This is a genomic window from Streptomyces sp. NPDC034037, assembly GCF_055575715.1.
The window spans coordinates 1163701-1189945 of record NZ_JBVISC010000001.1; the positions used below are offsets into that span (position 1 = coordinate 1163701).

Annotated in this window: 6 protein-coding genes (1 of these 6 cut by a window edge); all 6 read right to left on the minus strand. The window is 73.2% G+C overall.

From position 1 onward, the window contains the following. Positions 1-11064, minus strand: the 5' portion of a protein-coding gene (locus ACZ516_RS05165; RefSeq protein ID WP_469008553.1) for a non-ribosomal peptide synthetase. The gene continues 9426 nt to the left of window position 1, outside the view; only the first 11064 of its 20490 coding nucleotides appear in the window; it begins with the start codon at positions 11062-11064; its stop codon lies beyond the left edge, outside the window. Beyond that, positions 11061-20903 (minus strand): amino acid adenylation domain-containing protein, encoded by a 9843-nt coding sequence (locus ACZ516_RS05170; protein WP_469008555.1) that lies wholly within the window; start codon positions 20901-20903, stop codon positions 11061-11063. Before ACZ516_RS05170 ends, ACZ516_RS05165 begins: the two co-directional genes overlap by 4 nt. A 74-nt stretch (positions 20904-20977) precedes the next feature. Next, entirely contained in the window at positions 20978-21289 is a 312-nt protein-coding gene (locus tag ACZ516_RS05175) for an acyl carrier protein (protein ID WP_361076077.1), read from the minus strand. A 58-nt stretch (positions 21290-21347) separates the two neighbouring features. Then, on the minus strand, positions 21348-22271 hold the full coding sequence (locus ACZ516_RS05180; protein WP_469008557.1) for a hypothetical protein: 924 nt from the start codon (positions 22269-22271) through the stop codon (positions 21348-21350). Beyond that, positions 22268-24124: an acyl-CoA dehydrogenase family protein gene (locus ACZ516_RS05185; protein WP_469008559.1), complete on the minus strand. Its 1857-nt coding sequence runs from the start codon at positions 24122-24124 to the stop codon at positions 22268-22270. The genes ACZ516_RS05180 and ACZ516_RS05185 overlap by 4 nt, the downstream gene beginning before the upstream one ends. Continuing rightward, complete coding sequence (locus ACZ516_RS05190; RefSeq protein WP_469008561.1) at positions 24121-25914, minus strand: fatty acyl-AMP ligase; 1794 nt, start codon at positions 25912-25914, stop codon at positions 24121-24123. Before ACZ516_RS05190 ends, ACZ516_RS05185 begins: the two co-directional genes overlap by 4 nt. Between the last annotated feature and the right edge of the window lie 331 nt (positions 25915-26245).

Consider the following 26245-nt stretch of genomic DNA (forward strand, 5'->3'; position numbering starts at 1 on the left):
GAACCTCTCGGCACCCACGCCCCGCGAGATCAGCCACCGCGCAACCCGGTTCGAGCGCGCCTCCAACTCCCCATAGGTGACGGAGTTCTGACCGGCGATGACCGCCACCGCACCCGGAGACAGAGCCGCCTGTTCCGAGAACAGCACCGGCAGCGAAACCCCCCGTACATCCCGCGCGACACCGTTCCACTCGCCCAGCAGCCGTTCCCGCTCCTCCGGAGCGAGGATCTCCAGCTCACCGAGGGGCCGCTGCGGGTCGGACGCCACCGCCTCCAGGACCCGCACGAAGCGGTCCGCGATGCTCTGGGCCGTCCGCCGGTCGAACAGGTCGGTGCTGAAGTCCAGGGCCCCGCTCAGCGTGACCGGCTCCCCGGTCCCGGCGCTGCGCTCCCCGAGGCGGAACGACAGGTCGAACTTGGCGGTGCCCGCCTCGGCGGACTGGGCGCCGACCGTGAGGCCGGGCAGCGAGGCGACGGCGTCACCGGCGCCCTGGTCCGTGTTGTTCAGGACCAGCATGGTCTGGAAGAGGGGGTGCCGGGCCAGCGAGCGCTCCGGATTGACGACCTCCACCAGCCGCTCGAAGGGCAGGTCCTGGTGGGCGTACGCCGCCAAATTCTGGGCCCGCACCCGGTTGAGCAATTCCGCGAACGTCGGGTCGCCCGAGACGTCCGTCCTGAGTACCAGCGTGTTGACGAAGAAGCCGACCAGGTCGTCCAGGGCGTCGTCCGTGCGGCCCGCGATGGGCGTGCCGATCGGGATGTCCGTGCCCGCGCCGAGCCGCGACAGGAGTGCCGCCAGAGCCGTCTGCACGACCATGAACAGGCTCGCGCCGCTGTCGCGGGCGACCGCCGTCAGCCGCTCGTACGTCTGCGGGGCCAGCTCGAAGACGACCCGGTCGCCCTGGTACGAGGAGACAGCGGGGCGCGGCCGGTCCGTCGGGAGCGTCAGCTCCTCGGGCAGGCCGGCCAGCGTGTCGGCCCAGTAGGCGAGCTGGCGGGAGACCTCGCTGTCAGGGTCGCTCTCGGAGCCGAGGACGTCACGCTGCCAGATGCCGTAGTCCGCGTACTGCACCCGCAGCGGTGCCCAGGCGGGCGCCCGGCCCTCGCGGCGGGCCGCGTAGGCGGCCGCCAGGTCGCGGGCCAGGGGGCCCATGGACCAGGCGTCGCCCGCGATGTGGTGGACGACGAGGAGCAGCACGTGCTCGTCCGCGCCGAGTTCGAACAGCGTCACACGCAGCGGCAGGTCCCGCGCGACGTCGAAGGGGGCGCGCGCGGCGCGGTTCACCTCGCCGTCGACGCGGGTCTCGTCGGTGGCGACGACGGTGAGTGCCGGGGTGGCATCCGCCGTGTCGCGCACCACCTGGTGCGCGCCCTCGGCGTCCTCGGCGAAGACGGTGCGCAGGCTCTCGTGCCGGTCCACGAGGTCGGCGAGAGCGGCCTCCATCGCCGTACGGTCCAGGGTGCCCGAGAGCCTGAGGGCCACCGGGATGTTGTACGTGGCGTTGGCGCCCTCGAACTGGTTGAGGAACCACAGGCGCTGCTGGGCCAGGGACAGCGGCAGCCGCTCGGGGCGCGGCGCGGCGGCCCGCAACGGGGTGCGGGCCCGTGCGGCGCCGTCGATCACGTCGGCGAGGCGGGCGACGGTGGGTGCCTCGAAGAGGCGGCGGACGGGGAGTTCGGCGTCCAGGGTGGTGCGGATACGGCTGACCAGCTTCGTCGCCAGCAGCGAGTGGCCGCCGAGCCGGAAGAAGTCGTCGTCGATGCCCACCGCGTCCACGCCGAGGACTTCGGCGAACAGGCCGCACAGGATCTCCTCGCGCGGCGAGCGCGGGGCACGGGACTCCGCTGCCTCGGGGCCGTAGGCGGGTGCGGGCAGCGCACGGCGGTTCAGCTTGCCGTTGGCCGTCAGCGGGAAGGCGTCGAGGGTGACGAAGGCGGACGGGACCATGTAGTCGGGCAGCGCGGCCGCGGTGTGCTCACGGAGGTCTTGCGGTGCCGGGGCGGTCGGGCCCGCCGGGATGACATACGCGGCGATGCGCTTGTCTCCGGGCCGGTCCTCGCGGACCATCACGGCGGTCTGCCCGACCTGCGGGTGTCCGGCCAGGACGGTCTCGATCTCCCCCAGCTCGATGCGGAAACCACGCAGCTTGACCTGGTCGTCCACCCGGGACAGATACTCCAGATCGCCCTCCGCACTCCACCGCACGAGGTCACCCGTGCGGTACATACGGGAGCCGGCCGGCCCGTACGGATCGGCCACGAAACGCTCGGCGGTCAACGCCGGACGACCGTGATAGCCGCGCACGACACCCTCACCCGCGATGTACAGCTCGCCCGGGACCCCGGACGGCACCGCACGCAGGGCCGCGTCCAACACGTACACCTGCGTATTGGCGATGGGACGACCGATACGGGGCGCGGGGGCCTTGAGGGCGGGAACGTCCCAGGTGGTGGACCAGATGGTCGTCTCCGTGGGCCCGTACATGTTGGTGACGGAGGCGGCGGAAGCCGTCAAAGCCTGCGCGAGGTCTGCGGGAAGGGCCTCACCGCCGACCAGGACGCGTACGCCGGACAGCACACCCGCGTCCTCGGCGAGCAGCGCCCGCCACAGGCTCGGGGTGGCCTGCATGACGTTCACGCCCTTCGCGGTGACCAGCCGGGCCAGCGCCGCCGGATCACGGACCGTCTCCCGGTCTGCGACGACCACGGCGGCACCGCTCAACAGCGGCACGAACAACTCCAGACCCGCGATGTCGAACCCGACTGTGGTCACCGCACCGAGCCGGTCACCCGATCCGAGGCCGAACCGGTCACGCATCGCCACCAGGAAGTTCACCAACGGCGCCTGCGGCACCACCACCCCCTTCGGCCGCCCCGTCGAACCCGACGTATAGATGACGTACGCGGAGTTCATGAGGGCGGGGGCGTCGGGGAGGCCGGCCGTCGGGGTCCCGTCGAGGGCGGCGGTGGTCCCGGGGTCGTCCAGGAGGACCGTCGGGACGTCGCCGGCGGGGAGCACGGCCGTCAGTTCCCGCGTGGTCAGGATGAGGGTCGGAGCGGCGTCGTGGAGCATGTACGCGAGCCGGTCGGCCGGGTACTCCGTGTCCAGCGGCAGATACGCCGCCCCCGCCCGCCACACCGCGAGCAGCGCCACGACCAAGTCCGCGGACCTCGGCAACGCCACCGCCACGAACCGCTCCGGACCCGCACCACGAGCAGCCAGCAGTGCGGCCAGCCGCTCCACACGGTCACTCAACTCCGCATACGACAGGGACTCATCGCCCGCGACCACGGCCACCGCGTCACGGTCCACGGCCACCCGCTCCGCGAACAGCTCCACCACCGACCGCGACGGCATCTCGCACGCGGTGTCGTTCCAGAGTTCGAGGATGCGGCCCCGCTCGGCCGGGCCGAGCAGGTCGATGGCGCCGACGGGTGCCCCGGGCGCGGCGACGGCGGCCTCCAGGAGGCGCAGCAGCCGGTCGACGAAGGTGCGGGCCGTGTTCCGGTCGAACAGGTCGGTGCTGTACTCCAGGGTGCCGCTGAGCGCGTACACCCGGCCGTTCTCGTCGTGGCGCTCCATGAAGCCGAAGGCCAGGTCGAACTTGGCGACGGACGACTCGACCGACTCCCGCTCGACCGTCAGGCCGGGGAGCGTGTCGAGCGAGCCCAACGCACCCTGATAGTCGGTGTTGTTGAGGGTGAGCAGCACCTGGAAGAGGGGGTGGCGGGCCAGGGACCGCTCCGGGTTGACGGCCTCCACCAGCCGCTCGAACGGCAGGTCTTGATGGGCGTACGCCGCGAGGTTCTGGGTGCGTACGCGGTCGACCAGCTCGGTGAACGTAGGGTCGCCGGAGGTGTCCGTGCGCAGCACGAGGGTGTTGAGGAAGACGCCGATCAGGTGGTCGACGGCCTCGTCGGTGCGGCCCGCGACGGGCGTGCCGATCGGGATGTCCTCGCCCGCGCCGAGCCGCGTCAGGAGCGCGGCGAGAGCGGCCTGGAGCACCATGAACGGGCTGGCCTGCGTGGCCCGCGCGACCTCGCTGATCCGCTGGTACAGCTGTGCCGGCACCCCGAACGGCACGCGGTCGCCGCGGTAGGAGGCGACGGCGGGGCGCGGCCGGTCGTAGGGCAGCTCCAGCTGGTCCGGCAGACCTTCCAGTTTCTGTTCCCAGTAGGCGAGTTGGCGGGAGATCTCGCTGTCCGGGTCGTCCTCGGTGCCGAGGACGTCGCGCTGCCAGAGGCTGTAGTCGGCGTACTGCACCGGCAGGGGCGCCCAGGCGGGGGCCTGCTCCTCGACGCGGGCCGCGTAGGCGGTGGCGAGGTCACGGGCGAGCGGGGCACGCGACCACGCGTCGCTCACGATGTGGTGCGTCACGACGAGCAACGCGTGATCGTCGTCCGACACGGCGAACAGGAAGGCACGGAACGGCACTTCGGCGCTCAGGTCGAAGGGCTGGGCGGCGGCGCGCGCCAGCTCGGCGTGCAGGGTCTCCTCGGTGACGTCGACGACCGGCAACTCCGTCCGCGCCTGCTCGGCGTCGGCCGGCAGGACGAGCTGGCGGGGGCCTTCGGTGTCCTCGGTGAACAGCGTGCGCAGGCTCTCGTGGCGTGCGACGACGTCCGCGAGGGCGAGGCGCAGGGCGTCCCGGTCGAGAGGGCCGGTCATGCGCAGCGCGACGGGCGCGTTGTACGTGGCGCTGGGACCCTCGAACTGGGCGAGGAACCACAGGCGTTGCTGGGCGTAGGACAGTGGGATGCGCTCGGGTCGCGGCCCGGCGACGATCCCTCGGCGGGCTTGTCCGCCGAGGCCGCCGTCGAGGGTGGCGGAGATCCCGGCGACGGTCGGCGTCTCGAAGAGCTGCCGGATGGGCAGCTCGGCTCCGAGGGCGGTACGGATGCGGCTGACCAGCTTCGTGGCCAGCAGCGAGTGGCCGCCGAGCCGGAAGAAGTCGTCGTCGATGCCGACGGTCTCCTTGCCGAGTATGTCGGCGAAGAGCCCGCACAGGATCTCCTCACGCGGCGAACGCGGGGCACGGGACTCACTCTGCGCCTCGTACGCGGGGGCGGGCAGCGCGCGCCGGTCCAGCTTGCCGTTGACGGTCAGGGGCAGCGCGTCCAGGACGACGAAGGTCGAGGGGACCATGTAGTCGGGGAGGTGAGCAGCGGCGTGCGCGCGCAGTTCGTCGGTGGCCGGGGCGTGCTCTCCCTGCGGTACGAGGTAGGCGACCAGACGCTGGTCGCCGGGCTGGTCCTCCCGGACGACAACAGCAGCCTGCGCCACATCCGAATGTGCGCTCAACACGGCCTGGATTTCGCCCAGCTCGATGCGGAAGCCGCGCAGCTTGACCTGGTCGTCGACGCGACCGGCGTACACGAGCTGACCGTCCGCGTTCCAGCGAGCCAGGTCACCCGTGCGGTACATCCGCGCACCGGGCGGACCGAAGGGGTCGGCGGTGAACCGCTCGGCGGTCAGATCCGGACGCTTCCAGTAACCCCGGGCGAGTACCGCACCCGCGACATACAGCTCACCCGCGACACCGACGGGAAGAGGGCTGAGCTGGGCGTCCAGGACGTAGGCGCGGGTGTTCCAGAACGGGCGGCCGATCGGCACCGACCCCGAAGCGACCTCCTGCCCCGGCTCGATACGGAAGTCCGTGCAGTTGACCGTCGCCTCGGTCGGACCATAAGCGTTGACCACAGTGACGTCGGGGTTCGCCGCACGCCAGGCGGCCAGTGCCTCGCCGGTCAGCGCCTCACCACCCGTGATCAACGTGCCCGAAGGCGACACCTGCGACGGCAGCACCTCCAGCATCGCAAGATGCGACGGCGTCACCTTCATGAACGACGGACGCCCATGTGCAGCCGCCTGCTCATCCAGCTCGGCCAGCACCACACGGCCACCGGACACAAGCGGCGAATACAGCGCGGTCACCGTCAGGTCGAAGGCGACCGAGGAATGCAGCAACGCCGAACCCGACGCATCCCCGTACACCTCACGGGCCCGCTCCAAGTAGTGACCCACGGAGGCGTGTTCAACGACCACGCCCTTCGGCCGGCCCGTCGAACCGGAGGTGTAAATGACGTACACCGGGTGATGCGGCTCAAGCGGCGACAACCGGTCCGCGTCCGTCACCGGCCCGGCATCAAAGGCATCCGCCTCCTCCAGCACCGCCACGTCATCGATGACCAGCACCGGCTCCGCATCCGCCACGATGTGCGCGATCCGCTCCGACGGATACTCCGGATCGATCGGCACATACGCACCACCGGCCTTGGTGACGCCCAACAAGGTCACCACCAGCTCCACCGACCGGCCCAGCTTCACCCCCACGAACCTCTCGGCACCCACACCCCGCGAGATCAGCCACCGCGCCACCCGGTTCGAGCGCGTCTCCAACTCCCCGTACGTAAGGGAGTCATCACCCGACACCACCGCCACCGCACCCGGAGACAGAGCCGCCTGCTCCGAGAACAGCACCGGCAGCGAAACCCCCCGCACAGCCCGCCCGACCCCGTTCCACTCCCCCAGCAGCCGCTCCCGCTCCTCCGGGGCCAGTACCTCGATGGAGGCGACCGGGCGCTTCGGTTCGGTGGTCACCGCGTCCAGGACCCGTACGAGGCGGGCGACCAGGGTCTCGGCCGTCCGCCGGTCGAACAGGTCGGTGTTGAACTGGAGGGCGCCGCGCAGGCCGCCCGGTGTGCCGGTGGAGCTGTGGGACTCGGCGAAGGAGAAGCCGAGGTCGAACTTGACGCGGTTGGTCTCGACCGGCTCCAGGCGAAGGCTGAGGCCGGGCAACTTGGCGATCTCGTCGAGTGCTTCGACGGGGCCGGCGTTGTTGAGGTTGAGCATGGTCTGGAAGAGCGGGTGGCGGGCCAGCGAGCGCTCCGGGTTGACCGCTTCCACCAGCCGCTCGAAGGGCAGGTCCTGGTGGGCGTACGCCGCCAGATTCTGGGCGCGCACCCGCTCCAGCAGCTCCGCGAACGTCGGGTCGCCCGAGACGTCCGTGCGCAGCACCAGCGTGTTGACGAAGAAGCCGACCAGGTCGTCCAGGGCGTCGTCCGTGCGGCCCGCGATGGGCGTGCCGATCGGGATGTCCGTGCCCGCGCCGAGCCGCGACAGGAGTGCCGCCAGGGCCGTCTGGAGGACCATGAACAGGCTCGCCCGGCCGTCTCGGGCCACGGTGACCAGGCCTTCGTGCTGGGCCGGGGAGAGTTCGAAGGTGACGACGTCGCCTCGGTGGGTGGCGACGGCGGGGCGGGGGCGGTCGTAGGGGAGGGTCAGCTCTTCGGGGAGGCCGGCCAGGGCCGTCTGCCAGTGGTCCAGCTGGCGGCGGAGTTCGGCGCTGCCCTCGGGGCCGTCGCCGAGCAGTGCGCGCTGCCAGATGCTGTAGTCGGCGTACTGCACGGGCAGCGGGGCCCAGCCGGGCGCGCGGCCCTCGCAGCGGGCCGCGTAGGCCGTGGTCAGGTCGCGGGCCAGCGGGGCACGCGACCAGGCGTCGCTCGCGATGTGGTGGGAGAGCAGGAGCAGGACGTGTTCGTCGCCGCCCAGGTCGAACAGCCAGGCGCGCAGCGGGGGTTCGGCCGTCAGGTCGAAGGTGTGGCCGGCGGCGCGGTCGAGTTCCGCGCGCAGGTGGTGCTCGTCGGTGGTGACGACGGTGAGGGCGGGCGCGGTGTCGGCCGCGTCGAGGACCACCTGGTGGGGGCCTTCCGCGTCTTCCGCGAAGACGGTGCGCAGGCTTTCGTGGCGCGCCGCGAGGTCGGTGAGGGCCGCCGCCATGGCCGTGCGGTCCAGGGTGCCGGAGAGCCGGAGCGCGACCGGGGAGTTGTAGGCGGCGCTGGGCCCCTCGAACGTGTGGAGGAACCACAGGCGCTGCTGGGCGTAGGAGAGCGGGAGGCGGGCGGGGCGCGGACGGACGGCGGTGACGGCGGTGCGGGCGGCGCCGTTGCCGGTGTCCAGGGCTCCGGAGAGGCCGGCGACCGTGGGCGTCTCGAAGAGCTGGCGGATGGGCAGCTCGGCGCCGAGGGCCGAGCGGACGCGGCTCACCAGCTTCGTGGCGAGCAGTGAATGCCCGCCGAGCCGGAAGAAGTCGTCGTCGATGCCGACGGACGCCACGCCGAGGACCTCGGCGAACAGGCCGCACAGGATCTCCTCGCGCGGCGAGCGCGGGGCACGGCCCTCGCTGACGGTCCCGTAATCGGGGGCGGGCAGGGCGCGGCGGTCCAGCTTGCCGTTCGGGGTGAGCGGGAAGGCGTCCAGGGTGACGAAGGCGGACGGGACCATGTAGTCGGGCAGGTGGGCGGCGGTGTGCGCGCGCACGGAATCCGCGGTGACGGTGGCGCCGCCCGTGGCGACGTAGGCGACGAGGCGCTTGTCGCCCGGCTGGTCCTCGCGCAGGAGCACGGCGGCCTGGGTGACACCGTCGTGGGCGGCGAGGACGGACTCGATCTCGCCGAGCTCGATGCGGTAGCCGCGCAGTTTGACCTGGCCGTCGCCGCGGCCGACGAACTCCAGGCGGCCGTCCTCGTTCCAGCGCAGCACGTCCCCGGTGCGGTACATGCGGGAGCCGGCCGGGCCGTAGGGGTTGGCGACGAAGCGTTCGGCGGTCAGGTCGTGGCGGTTCCAGTAGCCGCGGGCCAGGCCGGTGCCGGCGATGTAGGCCTCGCCGGGCACGCCGACCGGGACGGGGCGCAGGCCGCTGTCGAGGACGTACACCTGGGTGTTCCAGAACGGGCGGCCGACGGGGACGGGACCGGTGGGCGAGGGAGTGCCGGCGGGAATGCGGTACTGGACGCTGTTGACGGTCGCCTCGGTCGCTCCGTACACGTTCAGGAGGTCGGCGTCGGGGTGGCGGGCCCGCCAGCGGTCGGCGACCTCACCGAGCAGCAACTCCCCGCCGAGCATGATGAGTTCGCTCGGGGAGGCCTCGTCGGGCAGTGCTTCGAGGAGGGCCAGGACGCTGGGGGTGCCCTTGAGGAAGGTGGGGGTGACGCCCTCGGCGACGTGCTCGTCGAGTTCCGCCACGCGCACCAGGCCGCCGGAGACGAGGGTGGTGTAGAGGGCGGTGACGGTGAGGTCGAAGGAGACCGGGGAGTGCAGCAGAGAGGTGCCGGTCATCGCCGGGTAGGCGTCGCGGGCCCACTGCAGGTAGGCGCCGAGGGAACGGTGTTCGATGACGACGCCCTTGGGCCGGCCCGTGGAGCCCGAGGTGAAGATGACGTACGCCGGGTGGGCGGGCTCCAGCGGGCTGTTGCGGTCGGCGTCGGTGGGCGCGTGGGCGGGCGCGGCGGCCAGGGCCTCGGCCAGGTCGGGGGCGTCCAAAAGAAGGCGCGGGGTGTCGGTGGCGGGCAGGCCCGCGGCGAGTTCGCCGGTGGTGAGCAGCAGGGCGGGCTCGGTGTCGGCGAGGGTGAACGCGATGCGCTCGGCCGGGTGGTCGGGGTCGACGGGGAGGTAGGCGGCGCCCGCCTTGAGGACGGCGAGCAGGGCCGTGACGACCTCGCCGGTGCGGGGCAGGGCGATGGCGACGAACTGCTCGGGGGCGACGCCGCGCGCGATGAGATGGTGCGCGAGGCGGCTGGAGCGGGCGTCCAGCTCGGCGTAGCTGAGGGTCTCGGCGCGGCAGGTGACGGAGGGTGCGTCGGGGGTGCGGGCGGCCTGCTCGCGGAACAGGTCGAGGACGGTGGCGTCGGGGACGTCGCGCGCGGTGTCGTTCCACTCGGTGAGGACGAGGTGGCGTTCGCCGTCGCCGAGCAGGTCGAGCCGGCCCACGGGCTGGTCGGGGTCGGCGGCCAGGGCGCGCAGGACGCGCACGAAGCGGTCCAGGACGCGGCGGGCGGCGCTCTCGGTGAAGACGTCCGGGCGGTAGTTGAGGCGCAGCCGCATGGTCTCGCGGGCGGAGGCGATCAGGAGCAGGGGATAGTGGGTGGCCTCGCGGTTCTTGCCGGGGGCGACGCTGATGGCGGCGCCGATGCCCTCCCCCGCCGCTCCGGAGCGGTTGACGGGGTAGTTCTGGAACACCATGGAGGTGTCGAAGAGTTCGCCGTGACCCGCGACGCGCTGGATCTCGGCGAGGCCCAGGTGCTGGTGCGGGGTGAGGCGGGCCTGCTCGTCCTGGACGCGGGCGAGGAGGTCGGCGAAGGGTTCGGCGGGACGCAGGGTGATCCGGGTGGGCAGGGTGTTGATGAACAGCCCCACCATGGATTCGGCGCCGTCGAGCTCCGGCGGGCGGCCGGAGACGGTGGTGCCGAAGACGATGTCGTCGCGTCCGGTGTGGGCGCTCAGGGCGATCGCCCAGGCGCTCTGGACGACGGTGTTGAGGGTGACGCCCCGGGTGCGGGCGGCCTCGCCGAGGGCGGCGGTGCCGGCCGCGGACAGGGTGTCCTGGACCTCGGCTCCGGCGACGGCGGCGCGGCCCGCGTCGGGGGCGACGTGGGTGGGCTCGGCGAGGTCGGCGAGGGCCTTTGCCCAGGCGGTGCGGGCGGCGTCCTTGTCCCGGGCGGCGAGCCAGTTCAGGTAGTCGCGGTAGGGGCGGACGCGGGGCAGCGCCGCGGGGTCGTTGCCGGCGTCGTACAGCGCGAACAGTTCGCCCATGAGGACGGGCAGGGACCAGCCGTCGAGGAGCAGGTGGTGGTTGGTGAGGACCAGGCGGTGGCGGGTGGCACCGAGTCTGATCAGGGTGAAGCGGAGCAGCGGGGGCCGGGCCACGTCGAAGCGGGTGGCGCGGTCGGCGGCGACGGTTTCGGCCGCCGCCGCCTCCCGCTCGGCCTCCGGCAGGCCGGTGAGGTCCCGCTCGGTCCAGGGCAGGGCGACCTCGCGCATCACGAGCTGCGCCCAGTCGCCGTTCTTGCGCTCGCGGAAGGCGACACGGAGGTTGGCGTGCCGGGTCAGCAGGGTCCGCGCGGCGCCGCGCAGCACGGCGACGTCGAGTGCGCCCTCGATGTCGAAGGCGATCTGGACGACGTAGGGGTCGAGGCCGCCCTCGTCGTACACGCTGTGGAAGAGCAGGCCCTCCTGGAGCGGGGCCAGCGGCAGGATGTCCTCGATCTTCCGCGGGGTGCGACTCACTTCTGGGCCTCTTCTTCCTCGAACCGGTCGAACTCGTCGTCAAAGAACTCGTCTTCGAACGCGTCGATCTCGTCCTGCGTGATCGACGCGTGGGATACGTCGGAGGGGGTGAGGCCTCCGGCGTCGGGGCGCTCGGCGTGCCGCACGAGCGCTTCGAGGGCCTGGAACCACAGGGCGGCCAGTTCGCGTACGCCGCTCTCGTCGAGGACCGCGCCGGCCCAGGTCCAGAACGCCACCAGCTGGGCGCCGTCGGGGCCGTCCTGGGTACGGGCGTTGAGTTCCAGGCAGTGGGCGAGGGGCAGGTGCGCGGGGTCGCCCGCGACGCCGTCGATGCCGCTGAGCGGCGTCCAGTCGGCGGCCCGGTCGCTGTCGGCGGCCTGGAAGCGGCCCAGGTAGTTGAAGGCGACCTGGGGGGCGGGAAGGTCCTCGAAGCCGACCGCGGTGTGCGGGTTGAGGTAGCGGACCAGTCCGTAGCCCATGCCCTTGTCGGGCACCGCCCGCAGCTGCTCCTTGATCCGTTTGACGGCGGTCCCGGCGGCGGGCCCGCCCGCGAAGGCATCGGTGAGATCGGCGGTTCCCGTGTCCAGGCGGACCGGGTACAGGTTGGTGAACCAGCCCACCGTCCGCGACAGGTCCGAGCCCTCCACGACCTGTTCCTCGCGTCCGTGGCCCTCCAGGTCCAGGAGCAGACCGGTGTCCTGCCCGGCCCGCCAGCGCGTCCAGGCCAGGGTGAAGGCAGTCAGCAGCACGTCGTTGACCTCCGCGTTGAACACCGTGGGCACCCGCGTGAGGATCGCCTCCGTGACGGCGACGGGCAGCTCCGCGGTGATCTGGCCGGCCGTGGCGTACGTGTCCTCAGCGGGGTCCAGCGCCCGCTTGCCGAGGACGGGTCCCGCGCCCCGCTGGACGCCCTGCCACCAGGACGCGTCGGCGGCCCAGGCCGGCTTCGCGGCCTCCTCGGTCAGCCGCTGCGCCCAGCGGCGCAGCGAGGTGCCGACCGGCTGGAGCCGGGGCGGACGGCCGGCGGCCAGCGCCTGGTAGGCCTCGGCGAGGTCGGGGATGAGGATGCGCCAGGACACCCCGTCGACCACCAGGTGGTGGATGACGATGAGGAGCGCGCCGGGCACGTCGGCGCCCCGGTCGAGCCACACGGCCTGGGTGAGCGTGCCCGCCGCCAGGTCCAGGCGGTCCCGGGCCGCCTCGCCCTCCCTGCGCACGAGGGCTTCGAACGCGGCCGGGTCGAGGCCCGCCGCCGGTACGCGCCGCACGGCGGACGCGGCGTCGACCGCGCCCGGCCCGCGGATCTCCAGGCGCCACTCGGGGGCGGCGCTCAGCGTGGCGCGCAGCGCGTCGTGGTGGTCGAGCAGGGCCTGCACGGCGCCGGTCAGGGCGGTGGCGTCGAGGTCGGCGGGGACCCGCAGGACGGCCGACATGGTGAACCCGTCGAGGTCGTCGCTGCGCCGGGTCAGCCAGTGCTTGATCGGTGTGAGCGGTACGTCGCCGATGCCCGCGCCCGGCTCCTCGACGAGCGCCCCGGTCGACTCGGTGACGACCTCGGCGAGGGCGGCGACCGTGCGGTGCTCGAAGATGTCGCGGACGGAGAGTTCGAGCCCGGCCCTGCGGGCCCCGCTGACGAGCTGGATCGACATGATGCTGTCGCCGCCGAGGTCGAAGAACCCGTCGTCGATGCCGACGGCGGTGACGCCGAGGACCGAGGCGAACAGGTCGCACAGGACCTTCTCGCGTTCGGTGCGCGGCCCCTCGCCCGGTGCGCCGGCCGGCGCCACGGGGGCGGGCAGGGCGCGGCGGTCCAGCTTGCCGTTGGCGGTGAGCGGCAGTTCGTCGAGGACCATGACGGACGAGGGCACCATGTAGTGCGGCAGGTGCTGTTCGAGGTGGCCGCGCAAGGTGCGGGCCAGGTCGCCGCGGGCCTGCTCGGCGCCGTGCGCCTCGGGGACGACGTAGGCGACGAGGCGGGCGGGGCCCTCTGTGTCCTCGCGGGTGAGGACGGCGGCCTTGGTGACGGCGGGGTGCTCCTGCAGGACCGCTTCGACCTCGCCGGGTTCGACGCGGAAGCCGCCGATCTTCACCTGGTGGTCGGCGCGGCCCAGGAACTCCAGCTCGCCCGAGCGGTGCCGGCGCACGATGTCCCCGGTGCGGTAGATGCGGCTGCCGGGCTCGCCGTACGGGGAGGCGACGAACCGTTCCGCGGTGCGGTCGGGGCGCCCGAGGTAGCCGCGGGCCAGTTGGGCGCCGCCGATGTACAGCTCGCCGCGGACCCCGGGGGGCACCGGCCTGAGCAGGTCGTCGAGCACGTACACGGTGGCGTTCCACAGGGGTTCGCCGATGGAGGCGGCGGACGGCCACTCGTCGGTGTCGTCGGGCAGGGTGGAGGTGGTGACGGCGTGCGTCTCGGCGGGGCCGTAGACGTTGTGCGCCATGCGCCGCCAGCCGCCCGAGCAGAAGTCGCGCAGTTCGGCGCTGAGCCGGAACTGCTCGCCGCCCTGGAAGAGGTCGGTGAGCGAGTCGAGCGGTTCACCGCGGTCGGCGGCGGCCGCGAGGACCGCGTCGATCACCAGGGTGGGGGCGAACAGTTCGTTGACGCCGTAGCGGGCGATCCACGCGGCCAGCTCGTAGGCGTCGCGCCGCACGTGCTCGTCGGGGATGACCAGGGTCTTGCCCGCGACCAGGGCCTGCAGGATCTCCTGCACGGCGAAGTCGAAGGACACGGCGAGGAACTGCGCGGTGCGGGTGCCGACGCCGCCCGAGTAGGTGCCGGTGTGCCAGGCGAGCAGGTTGACCAGCGAACTCATCGGCATGGTGACGCCCTTGGGCGTGCCGGTGGAGCCCGAGGTGTAGACGACGTACGCGGGATGGCGCGGGTCGAGGGGGCGCGCGCGCACCTCGTCGGTGAGGTCGGTGCCGTCGGCGGCGGCGAGCGCGGCGGCGGTGTCCGCCTCGTCCAGGACCGTCCAGGCGGTGGCCGTGTCACCGAGGAGCGGCCGGGTGGCGCCGTCGGTGATCACGGCGCGGGGCGCGCAGTCGTCGAGGATGGCGCGCAGCCGCTGCGGGGGCGCGGAGACGTCCAGGGTGAGGTAGGCGGCGCCGGCCTTGAGGACGGCGACCAGGGCGGTGACCAGTTCCGGCGAGCGGGGCAGCGCGATGACCACCACGTCCTCGCCGCCGATGCCGTCGGCGGCCAGCCGGCGGGCGAGGCGGTTGGCGCGGGCGTTGAGTTCGCCGTACGAGACGCAGCCGTCGTCGGTGATCAGCGCGGTGGCGCTCGGCACCTCGGCGGCCTGCCGCTCGAAGAGGACCGGGACCGGTTCGGCGGGCACCTCGTGCGCGGTGCTGTTCCACTCGGTGAGGATGCGGTGGCGCTCCTCGGGCGCCAGTACGTCGATGGCGCCGACGCGCAGCCCGGGGTCGGCAGCGACGGCGCGCAGGACGCGGGTCAGCCGGTCGGCGAACTCGTGGGCCGTGCGGCAGTCGAACAGGTCGCTGTTGTACTCGACCGCGCCGTGCAGGCCGGTGGGCTCGCCGCCTTGGCCGTACGTCTCGTCGAAGAAGAACGCCAGGTCGAACTTGGCGCGGCCGGTCTGCGAGCCGCTGACGTCGACGGTCAGGCCGGGCAGGCGCAGGACGTCCAGCGCCTCCTGGTTCTTGTCGAAGCCCAGGAGCACCTGGAACAGCGGGTGCCTGGCCAGCGAGCGCGCCGGGCTCAGCACCTCCACCAGCCGCTCGAAGGGCACGTCCTGGTGGGCGTAGGCGCCGAGGTTCGTCTCGCGGACGCGGGCCACCAGCTCGGCGAAGGTCGGGTCGCCGGAGGTGTCGGTGCGCAGCACCAGCGTGTTGACGAAGAACCCGACCAGCTCCTCCACGGCCGCGTCGGTGCGGCCCGCGACGGGGCTGCCGATGGGCACGTCGGTGCCGGCGCCGAGCCGGGTCAGCAGCGTCGCCACGGCCGCCTGGACCACCATGAACAGGCTGGAGCGGGTCTCGCGGGCCAGCGCGGCCAGGCCCGCGTGCAGGTCGGCGGGGATCTCGAAGGGGACCCGGCCGCCCCGGTAGGACTGGCGGGGCGGACGCGGCCGGTCGACGGGCAGTTCGAGTTCTTCCGGGAGCTGGGCCAGCGCCTCCTTCCAGTACGCGATCTGGCGGGCCATCTCGCTGTCCGGGTCGTCCTCTGAGCCGAGGACCTCGCGCTGCCACAGGGTGTAGTCGGCGTACTGGACCGGCAGCGGCTCCCAGTCGGGGGCCGTCGACCGCACCCGCGCGGCGTAGGCGAGCGACACGTCCCGGGCCAGGGGGTTCATGGACCAGCCGTCGCCCGCGATGTGGTGCATGACGAGCACGAGCACCTGCGCGCCGCCCTGCACGGTGAACAGCCACGCCTTGAGGGGCAGTTCGGCCGTCAGGTCGAACTCGTACGACGCCGCCGCCCTGACCTGCCCGCTCAGCGCCTCGGGCGCGACGGTGACCTCGACCAGCTCGGGCCACGCCTGGGAGGCGTCGAGGATGAGCTGGCGCGCCCCTTCGGAGTCCTCGGTGAACAGGGTGCGCAGGCTCTCGTGCCGCGCGACGACGTCCGCGAGCGCCAGCCGCAGGGCGTCCCGGTCGACGGTGCCGGTGAGCCGCAGCTCGACGGGGATGTTGTACGTGGCGCTGGGGCCCTCCAGGTGGTTGATGAACCACAGGCGCCGCTGGGCGTACGACAGGGGGATGCGGGGCGGCCTGACCACGGGCACGACCGGCGGGCGGGCGCCGGACGCCTCGCCGATGGCGGCCTCGACGCCGGCGACCGTGGGGTTCTCGAAGAGTCTGCGGATGGAGATCTCCGCGCCGAGGACGGCACGGATCCGGCTGAGCAGCCGGACGGCGGACAGCGAGTGGCCGCCGCGGTCGAAGAAGCTGTCGTCGATGCCGACGGACGGCACGCCCAGCATCTCCGCGAAGATCGTGCACAGGATCTGCTCGCGCGGACTGCGCGGCGGCCGCGACCGCACGGGCGCGGCGACGGCGGCCCGCTCCTCCTCGGCGGTGGCGGCGAGCATCAGTTCGCCCGCACGCGACCAGCGGCCCACCCGGCCCGTGCGGTACATCAGGCCGCCGCCGTGGAACGGGCACGGCACCCAGCGCGCGGGGTCGGCGGCCGGGCCCTGCTCGCCCGCGACGTACACCTGTCCCGGCACGCCGGTCGGCACGGGGCGCAGCGCCTCGTCGAGCACGTAGACGGCGCTGCCGCGCAGTGCGGCGGGCAGGCCGAGGCGGGCGACGGCGGGGGCGGCGCCCGCACGGGTGAGGTCGCTCCACGCGCCGAGGACGGTGGCACGCTCGGCCCCGTCGAGCAGGTCCGCGGCGGACAGCTCGCGGTCGGCGCGCTCGGCCATGGCCACCAGCAGACGCACATAGCGGTCGGCGGTGGCCCGTGCGGTCTCCCGGTCGAAGAGCCCGGCGTCGAACTCCAGGGCCGCGGCGATCCCGGCGGGCCGTCCCCTGGCGTCGAACCGCTCGGTCAGCTCGAAGTTCAGATCGAACTTGGCGTCCCCGATGTCCGGCCGCTCCAGCCGCGTCCGCAGTCCGGGCAGCTGCGCGACCTCGGCGAGCAGGGCGTCCGGGTCGGTGTTGTGCAGGGTGAGGCAGACCTGGAAGAGGGGGTGGCGGGCCAGGGAACGCTCGGGGTTGAGGGCCTCCACCAGCCGTTCGAAGGGCAGGTCCTGGTGCGCGTACGCGGCGAGGCCCCGTTCCCGGACCCGGCCGATCAGTTCGGTGAACGTGGGGTCGCCCGAGGTGTCGGTGCGCAGCACCAGCGTGTTGGCGAAGAACCCGACCAGGTCCTCGACGGCCGTGTCCGTGCGGCCCGCGACAGGCGCGCCGATCGGAATGTCCTCGCCCGCGCCGAGCCGGGTCAGGAGTGCGGCCAGACCGGCCTGGAGGACCATGAACAGGCTGGCGCGGGTCCGCCCGGCGAGCGCGCCCAGGGCCTCGTGCAGCCCGGCGGGGACGAGGAAGTCGACGCGTCCGCCCCGCTCGTCACCGGCCTCGCCGCGCGGCCGGTCGAAGGGCAGCTCCAGCGCGTCGGGGAGGCCCGCGAGGGCGTCCCGCCAGTAGGCGAGCTGGCGGGAGATCTCACTGCCGGGGTCGTCCTCGGCGCCGAGGACGTCGCGCTGCCAGAGGCTGTAGTCGGCGTACTGCACCGGCAGCGGCGCCCAGGCCGGGGCCCGTCCCTCGACGCGGGCGGCGTAGGCGGTGGCCACGTCACGGGCCAGCGGCCGCATGGACCATCCGTCGCCGGCGATGTGGTGCAGCAGGAGCAGCAGGACGTGCTCTTCGTCGCCGAGCGTGAACAGGGTGGCCCGGAGGGGAAGTTCGTCGGCCAGATCGAAGGCGTACCGCGCGCCCGCCGTCAGCTCCGCGCCCAGTTCCTCCTCGGTCACGGCCCGCTCGGGCAGCTCGACCCGGGCCTGCTCGGGCGTGCGGATGACCTGCCGGAAGCCTTCGTCGTCCTCGGCGAAGACGGTACGCAGGCTCTCGTGCCGCCCGACCACGTCGGCGAGCGCCAGCCGCAGGGCGCCCCGGTCGAGGGGCCCGGTCAGGCGCAGGGCACCGGGGGCGTTGTACGCGGTGCTGTCCTCGTCCAGAAGGTCGAGGAAGCGGAGGCGTTGCTGGGCGTAGGAGAGCGGGATGCGCTCGGGCCGCGGCCCGGCGACGATCCCACGGCGGGCTTGTCCGCCGAGGCCGCCGTCGAGGGTGGCGGAGATCCCGGCGACGGTAGGCGTCTCGAAGAGCTGCCGGATGGGCAGCTCGGCTCCGAGGGCGGTACGGATGCGGCTGACCAGCTTCGTGGCCAGCAGCGAGTGGCCGCCGAGCCGGAAGAAGTCGTCGTCGATGCCGACGGTCTCCTTGCCGAGTATGTCGGCGAAGAGCCCGCACAGGATCTCCTCGCGCGGTGTACGCGGGGCACGGGACTCGCCCTGCGCCTCGTAGGCGGGGGCCGGGAGGGCGCGGCGGTCCAGCTTGCCGTTGACGGTCAAGGGCAGCGCGTCCAGGACGACGAAGGTGGAGGGGACCATGTAGTCGGGGAGCTGGGCGGCGGCGTACGCGTGCAGTTCGTCGCTGGCCGGGGCGTGCTCTCCCTGCGGTACGAGGTAGGCGACCAGACGCTGGTCGCCGGGCCGGTCCTCGCGGACGACAACAGCAGCCTGAGCGATGTGCTCATGAGAGGACAACACGGCCTGGATCTCACCGAGTTCGATGCGGAAGCCGCGCAGCTTGACCTGGTCGTCGACGCGACCGGCGTACACGAGCTGACCGTCCGCGTTCCAGCGGGCCAGGTCACCCGTGCGGTACATCCGTGAGCCGGGCGGACCGAAGGGGTCGGCGGTGAACCGCTCGGCGGTCAGATCCGGGCGCTTCCAGTACCCCCGGGCGAGTACCGCACCGGCGACATACAGCTCACCGGCCACACCCACGGGCACGGGGTTGAGCTGGGCGTCCAGGACATAGGCGCGCGTGTTCCAGAACGGGCGCCCGATCGGCACCGGCCCCGAGGCGACCTTCTGGCCCGGCTCGATACGGAAGTCCGTGCAGTTGACCGTCGCCTCGGTCGGACCATAGGCGTTGACCACCGTGACGTCGGGGCTCGCCTCCCGCCAGGCGGCCAGCGCCTGGCCGGACAGCGCCTCACCACCCGTGATCAACGTGCCCGAGGGCGACACCTGTGACGGCAGCGCTTCCAGCATCGCGAGGTGTGACGGCGTCACCTTCATGAACGACGGACGCCCATGTGCAGCCGCCTGCTCATCCAGTTCGGCCAGCACCACACGGCCACCGGACACAAGCGGCGAATACAGCGCAGTCACCGTCAGGTCGAAGGCGACCGAGGAATGCAGCAACGCCGAACCGGAAGCGTCCGCGTACACCTCACGGGCCCGCTCCAAGTAGTGACCCACGGAGGCGTGTTCAACGACCACGCCCTTCGGCCGGCCCGTCGAACCGGAGGTGTAAATGACGTACACCGGGTGATGCGGCTCAAGCGGCGACAACCGATCCGCGTCCGTCACGGGCCCGGCATCAAACGCGTCCGCCTCCCCCAGTACCGCCACGTCATCGATGACCAGCACCGGCTCCGCATCCGCCACGATGTGCGCGATCCGCTCCGACGGATAATCCGGATCGATCGGCACATACGCGCCACCGGCCTTGGCGATGCCCAGCAGGGCCACGACCAGTTCCACCGACCGGCCCAGCTTCACCCCCACGAACCTCTCGGCACCCACACCCCGCGAGATCAGCCACCGCGCCACCCGGTTCGAGCGCGCCTCCAACTCCCCATAGGTGACGGAGTTCTGACCGGCGATGACCGCCACCGCACCCGGAGACAGAGCCGCCTGTTCCGAGAACAGCACCGGCAGCGAAACCCCCCGTACATCCCGCGCGACACCGTTCCACTCGCCCAGCAGCCGTTCCCGCTCCTCCGGAGCGAGGATCTCCAGCTCACCGAGGGGCCGCTGCGGGTCGGACGCCACCGCCTCCAGGACCCGCACGAGACGGTCCTGGTGGGCGATGAGGTCACGCTCGTCGTACAGCTCGGGGTCGGCGTCGAACTCGACGCGCAGGCCCGCGCGGGAGTCGGCCGTACCGTAGAAATTGATCTTCAGGTCGTTGACCGGGCCCGTGGAGAGCGGATGGGCGACGGACGGGCTGTCGCCGAAGAAGGGCTCGTTGGCGAAGGCCATGACGTTGACCGTCGGGCCGAGGCGGGCCTGCCGTCCGCCGGACAGTCCCAGCTCCCTGACCAGTTCCTCGCCCCGGAAGCGCTGGTGGCGCAGCACGTCGGCGAGGGCGCGCGAGACGTGCGCGGTGAGTTCGGCGAACGGCAGTCGCGCGGTGGCCGCGATCCGGATGGGCAGGACGTTGACCATGGCGCTGGGCGTGCCGGCCGATGCGCGGCCCGTACGGCCCGCCAGCGGCAGGGCGAAGGTGAAGTCGGTGCGGCCCGTCATGCGGTGGAAGAAGGCGGCGGTGGCGGCCGTCGCGAGGGCGGGCCACTGCGCGTCGAGACGGTCGGCCAGGGCTGTGAGGTCGCGTACGAGTGTCGGCGGGAGGGTGATCACGCGGCGCAGCCTGCTGTACGTACTGGGCGCCTGGCGGCCCGCCAGGGCCAGCGGTTCCGGCAGGTCGGCGAAGGCCTCGAGCCAGTGGGCGCGGTCGCGGGCGTGGCGGCGCGAGGAGGGGTAGGCGGACTCGTCGGCGACGACCCTGTCGAGGGTCGCGAAGCCGGTCGGTGGGGGCTCCGCACCGGCCAGGAGCGCGGTGTAGAGGGCGGCGACGCGGTCCGCGTACACGGAGTGGCCGAAGCCGTCGAGCACCGCGTGGTGGTAGCGGTGGAAGTAGAACGACCGGTCGTCGGCCAGGGTGAGGAGTGTCTGCGCGCTCAGCGGGGCGCGGGAGAGGTCGAAGGGCTGGGCCATTTCCCGCCGCATCCAGGCGTGGGCGGCGGCCTCGGGGTCGGCCTGGTCGCGCAGGTCGAGCAGCCGCAGCGGCCAGGGGTCGACGGGTTCGACGACCTGCTGGACGCCGGCCCCGTCCACGTCCGCCGCTCCATCGGCGCCGGCACCCCGAGGGCCATCGACCTCGGTGAAGTACGAGCGCAGCGCCTCCGTCTCCTCGACGGCGCGCCGCACCGCGCGGTCGAGGGTCCCCGCGTCGACGGGACCGTTGATCTCGTAGTAGCCGCCGCAGTTGTAGAGAGGGCTGTCCGGCTGGAGTTGCTGGGCGACCCAGATGCCCAGTTGGGCGGCGGACACCGGTCGACGGACCGTACGGACGTCGGACATGAAGAGGCGGTCCTCTCTCGGTTCTGCGGGATGGCGAGCGGCGGGGCGGGCGAGCGGCAGGGCGGGGCGGGCGGTCAGGCGTTCTGCGCGGCCAGTTCCTCGACCAGGGCCTTGCTGAGACCGTCGATGGTCGGGTTGTGCCACATCACGGTCGGGTCGAGAGAGATGTCGAGGTGGTCCTCCAGTTCGGCTGCGACCGCGAGGACGTACACGGAGTCCAGGCCGTAGTCGCTCAGCGGGACACCGGTGTCGATGCCGGCCGCGGGCCGCTCCAGGTGGTCGGCGACGCAGTCGATCAGCCAGGCGCTCAGGCTCTCGGCGGTGTGCCCGCTGGGGGGCTCGGTGGCGGTCTCGGTGGCGGGCTGTTCTACGCCGGTCTCCGGCATGGGGATGCTCCTCGGGATCGGTGGGGCACGTCCGTGTGTGCGTGCGGGGGCGGGGCGGTCAGGGGCGGTCGGGGACCGGGTGGCCGGTGAGGCCGAAGGAGAGGCCCGCGTCGTAGCGGTCGCCGAGCTGTGCGTGCAGTCCTTCGGCGGCGGGGCCGGCCGGCTGGGGTACCCGCCGCGAGGCGCTGGTGAGGAGCCGGCGGCCGGGCGCGACGGCCAGCAGCCGCGGGTCGCACAGCTCCGCGGCCTCGGGGGTGGCCAGGAGGGCGTCCGGGGTGACGGGGGCCGCCGGGCGGGCGGGGCCGCCGGGGGCGAAGAGGACCCGCTGGGCCTGGCCCAACAGGGCCTGGAACACCGCGTGTTCGCCCTCCCTGAGGTAGAAGCGGGAGCCCATGACGACCGACAGCCGGTCCAGAGCGCCCTGCAGGACCCGCGGGCCGAGGAAGAGGGCGGGCCGGGGGTCGCCGCCGCGCACGGCGAGGACGGTGAGCGTTTCGCTCAGGAGCAGGTCGGCGTAGGCGCCGGCGATGAGGGCGCGGAGGTAGGGGATGTCGATGGCCGCGGCGCCGTAGAGCCGGCGTGCGCGCAGGTGCCGCACGGTGATGCGCAGCGCCGAGTCGAGCGCGCCCGCGGTGGCGCCGAGGCGTACGACGTCGGCGGCGTCGCCGGTCGGCGGGTGGCCGGCGGCCGCCCGGGGCGACCGGCGGTGCAGGGCGCGCAGGACGTGCCACAGCGCTTCGGACGCCGGCGGTTCACCCGCGAGACCCAGCGAGGTGAGGATGTCGCCGCCGGGCGGGGTCCGGCCGGCCTCGTCGGCGGCGAGCACCGCGCGGAAGCCGTACGGGTTCGTGTCGTCGAAGGGGTCGCCCAGCCGCTCCTCGACGGCACCGGCCGCGGCGGGAGCGGTGCCAGTGCTGGCGGCGGGAGCGGTGCCGGTGCCGCCGAAGGAGCCGGCGTGGGTGCCGGTGCCGGTGCCGGTCATGAGGCGCTCGCTTCCTGGGCGGTGGCGGGGGCAGGGGCCGGTAGGGAATCGGCGCCGGGGGCCGTGACGTTGGCGCTCGCCCCCAGCCGGTCGAGGAGTGAGTACGGCGCGCCGGGCCCGGCGGGGCGGGCCAGCAGTGCGTCGGCCAGTTCGGCGTGGACCCGCCGGTCCACCGCGTCGACCTCCTCGCCCAGGTCGGTGAGCACCTTGACCAGGCACCCCCGCAGCCAGGCGTCGTCCACCGGGCCGCCACTCGCGGCGCCCTCCGTCGGCACCGCCCGGAGCCACACGTGCAGCGCGGCCGCCGCACCGAAGCACAGCTCGTACCGCTCGGCCAGCTCGAAGCCGAGGACCGGTACGGCGCGCGGTGCGAAGCGTGCGGCGGCCATCTCTTCGTGCAGCCGGTCGGTGGCGGCGCCGACCCGTTCGGCGAGGGCGGCGAGTCGGACCGGGGCGCGGTGCGCCGCCACCAGGGCCCGCACCTCGGCGACGGCCGCGGGCAGGCTCGCGACGACGGAGATGCCGCCGGTGGAGATCAGCTTCAGGGCCTCGGGCCTGAACGCCCCCGGCGAGCGCCCCACCGTGGTCGCCGCGGCGAGGCCCGCCGCGTCCCGGCGGCCCTTGCGGTAGGCGCGGGCCAGGCTCGGGAACTGGTCGATCAGGGCGTTGCGGTTGACGAGACTGCTGCCGTCGAAGATGCCGATGATGCGGTGGTCCCGCTCGACCTTGGCGAATTCCCCGTGCGGGTCGCCGGGGCCGACGAGCCCGTAGGGGCCCAGCAGATGGAGCAGTCGGGCGATGAGATCGTCGACGTAGGCGGGCACGGCGGCCTTGGCGACCGCGGAGACGACGCTCATCTCCGCCGTGAGGGCGGCCACCGAACGCATCGCCACCAGGCCGGTCGCCTCCGCGAGCAGCAGGGTCGCGGTGGCCTCGCCCAGCTCCTCGCGTACGTGGGGAAGGTCCGTCAGGCTGCCGCCCGGTCCCGCGGGGGTGCTGGCGGCGAAGTCGGCGGCGAGGCGCAGCGCGTGGTCGCCCGCGCCGAGGGACATGGCCACGCATCCCGTGCGGGTCACGTGCAGGGACTTGAGGATCAGCTCGACGCCCTGCCCGGCGTCCCCGACGAGTGTGGCGTCGGTCAGCGGGGCGTTGTGGAAGGCGATGCCGCCGATGGCCGCACCCCTGATGCCGTACGTCGGGACCTTGGCGAGGTCGGTGAACGACCCGGTCGGGAGGTGTTCCTTGTCGACGAGGAAGAGGCTGAAGCCGAGCGGGCCGCCGGCCTCGTCGGTGCGGGCGAGGACGGTGACGAGGTCGGCGCGGGTGACGTTGTTGATGAGCCACTTCTCGCCCGACAGGGCGCGTTCCCCGGCCCCGGAGAGTGGGGCGGCGACCTCACCGGCGAGCAGGTCGCTGCCGTGGTGCCGCTCGGTCAGGGCGCACGAGACGACCGCGCCGTCGGCGATGCGCCGCCCCAGGCGGGCGGCCCGCTCGGGGTCGCCCGCGATCCAGGTGGACACGGCGCCCAGATAGGTCTTGCCGTGCGCGGCGGCCACCGTGAGGTCCACCCGTGCGACGGCCCGCAGGAGCTGCATGACTACGGTGAAGTCGTCCAGGGCGCCGCCGTGTTCGGCGGGCACGTAGTAGCGGGGCAGGCCGAAGGCGTCCAGGACGCGGCAGGCCTCCTCGGGAAAGGCGTCGGCCCGGTCGAGTGCGGCGAGCGCCTCGGCGGAGAAGGGCCGGCCGGGCCCGGTGAGCCCGTCGAGCAGGGCCACCAGCTCGGCGACCGGTCCCGGACCGGTGGCCCCGGCGCCGGGTGCGGCGCCCGCGGGCCGCGGGGCGGTGGTGGTCACGCCGGTACCCCCTCGGCTGCGGGTGCGGCCGCGGGGGGCGCGGCCGGCTCCGCGAGGAGGTTCGTGTCGTAGTCGGCGTAGGTCGCTTCGAGTTCCCCGGCGCGGAACAGCTCCCGCATCGCCGAGCGCTGGATCTTCCCGCTGGTGGTCCGGCGCACCGCGCCCGGTCGCAGCAGCAGCACCGCGCCGACGGGGGCGCCGAACTCGCGGGCCACGGCGAGCCGCATGCCGGAGGCGAGTTCGCGCAGCCGCTCGGGGTCCTTGATGCCGCGCACCTCGTGGGTGACGACCAGGACCTCGTCGTCGCCGCGCAGCCCCGGCACGGCGAAGCAGGCGCCGGCCAGTTGGCCCAGCTCGGGCCGCTGGAGGCGCAGTTCGTGCTCGATGTCCTGCGGGTAGAGGTTGCGGCCGCGCAGGTTCAGTACGTCCTTGATGCGGCCGGTGATGTAGAGGTCGCCGTCGTGCAGGACCCCGAGGTCACCGGTGCGGAGGTAGCCGCTCGTGCCGTCGGCGGCCGTGGCGCGGAACTCGGCCTCGTTGGTCGCCTCGCGGTTCCAGTAGCCCTGGCCGATGGCCGGGCCGCGCAGCCAGATCTCACCGACCGTCCCGTCGGGCAGCGGGCGGCGGGTCGCGGGGTCGACGACACGGACCTCGGCGCCGGTCGGCGGGCCGCAGTTGACGACCTCGCGGCCGCTCTCGCCCGGCGCGGCGGGCACGAACTCGTGGTGCTCCAGCCGCTCGGCCGAGACCGTGCGGGCACTCGGCGGTATGTCGACGGCGCCGGAGACAAAGAGGGTCGCCTCGGCCATGCCGTAGCTGGGCGAAAGGGTCTCGGGGCGCAGCCCGGCGCCGGCGAAGCGGGCCTGGAAGCGTTCGAGGACGGCGGCGCGCACGGGCTCGGAGCCGTCGACGGCGTGCCGCCAGCGGGACAGGTCGAGCCCCTGGAGCTGGGCGTCGGTGACCCGGCGGGTACAGACCTCGTAGGCGAAGTCGGGGGCGGCGGTGAAGTCGAGGCCGAACCGGTCGATCATGCGCAGCCACAGGTGCGGGCGTTTGAGGAAGGTGCCGGGGCTCATCAGGACGGTGGCGGAGCCCAGCATCAGCGGCGGCATGATCATGCCCATGAGGCCCATGTCGTGGAAGTGCGGGATCCAGCCGCCGCCGGGCGTGCCCGCGTCGAGGCCGAAGCGGCGGGCGAGGTTGTCGGTGTTGTGCAGCAGGTTCCCGTGGCTGATCATCACGCCCTTGGGGTCGCCGGTGGACCCCGAGGTGTACTGGAGCACGGCGAGCGTGGAGTGGTCGGCGTCCGGCGCGGCCCAGCCCTCGGGGCCGGGACCGGTGCCGTCGTCGGTGACCAGCAGGGGAAGCCGGCCGAGGCCCTCCTCGGCGATCCAGTCCGCGACGTCCGCGCGGGTGGCGGAGTCGGTGAGCACCGCCGCGGCGCCCGCGTCGTCCGTGATGCGCCTGACCCGGTGACGCTCGTGGCGGTAGCGGCCGGGCAGGGAGGAGGGCACGGCGACGGCGCCGGCGTACAGGCAGCCGAAGAACGCGGTCAGGAAGGCGAGTCCGGCCGGGTACAGGAGCACCACCCGGTCGCCGGGCGCGACGTGCTCGCGCAGCCGTACGGCGAGGGAGCGGGCCGCACGGTCCAGCTCCGCGTACGTCAGCCACCGCACCCCGTCCTCGCGGTCGGGGTCGGTCACAAATGCCGCCGCGCGCTTTTCGGCCCGCTCCTCGGCGTGCCTCCGAAGTATCGCGACGACATTGAGGGCGGTGACTGTATCCGCCATATTCGAGGCCCTGCCCTTCGCGTTTCCCGAATTTCCGGTCCATGCGCCGATCCGGCACTGCGACACTTTCTACAGGCGGGCCATCGGGCCGGGAAGGCACCTGACAGCAAACTGCACCCCGTGCCACCACCGTCGGCCGCAACGGGGTCAAATCCCCCAAGTCGTACGTCTCCTGGGGGTCCGCGAGGCCAGTACCGGCCAGCGGGGGCGGCCTTCGGAGGGCGTTCCTGCCACTAAAGTCGAAGCCCGGGCCCTTTTCGCTCCCCCCTCCCCCACTCCTCTCCTTTTCGCGACTCCGGGATTCTCATGCATTTGATACACGGCACCGAAT

Bases quoted from the DNA above. Each gene is read 5' to 3' on its own strand.
- ACZ516_RS05190 (WP_469008561.1), bottom strand. From the start codon at position 25,914: ATGGCGGATACAGTCACCGCCCTCAATGTCGTCGCGATACTTCGGAGG.
- ACZ516_RS05170 (WP_469008555.1), bottom strand. From the start codon at position 20,903: ATGTCCGACGTCCGTACGGTCCGTCGACCGGTGTCCGCCGCCCAACTG.
- ACZ516_RS05180 (WP_469008557.1), bottom strand. From the start codon at position 22,271: ATGACCGGCACCGGCACCGGCACCCACGCCGGCTCCTTCGGCGGCACC.
- ACZ516_RS05175 (WP_361076077.1), bottom strand. From the start codon at position 21,289: ATGCCGGAGACCGGCGTAGAACAGCCCGCCACCGAGACCGCCACCGAG.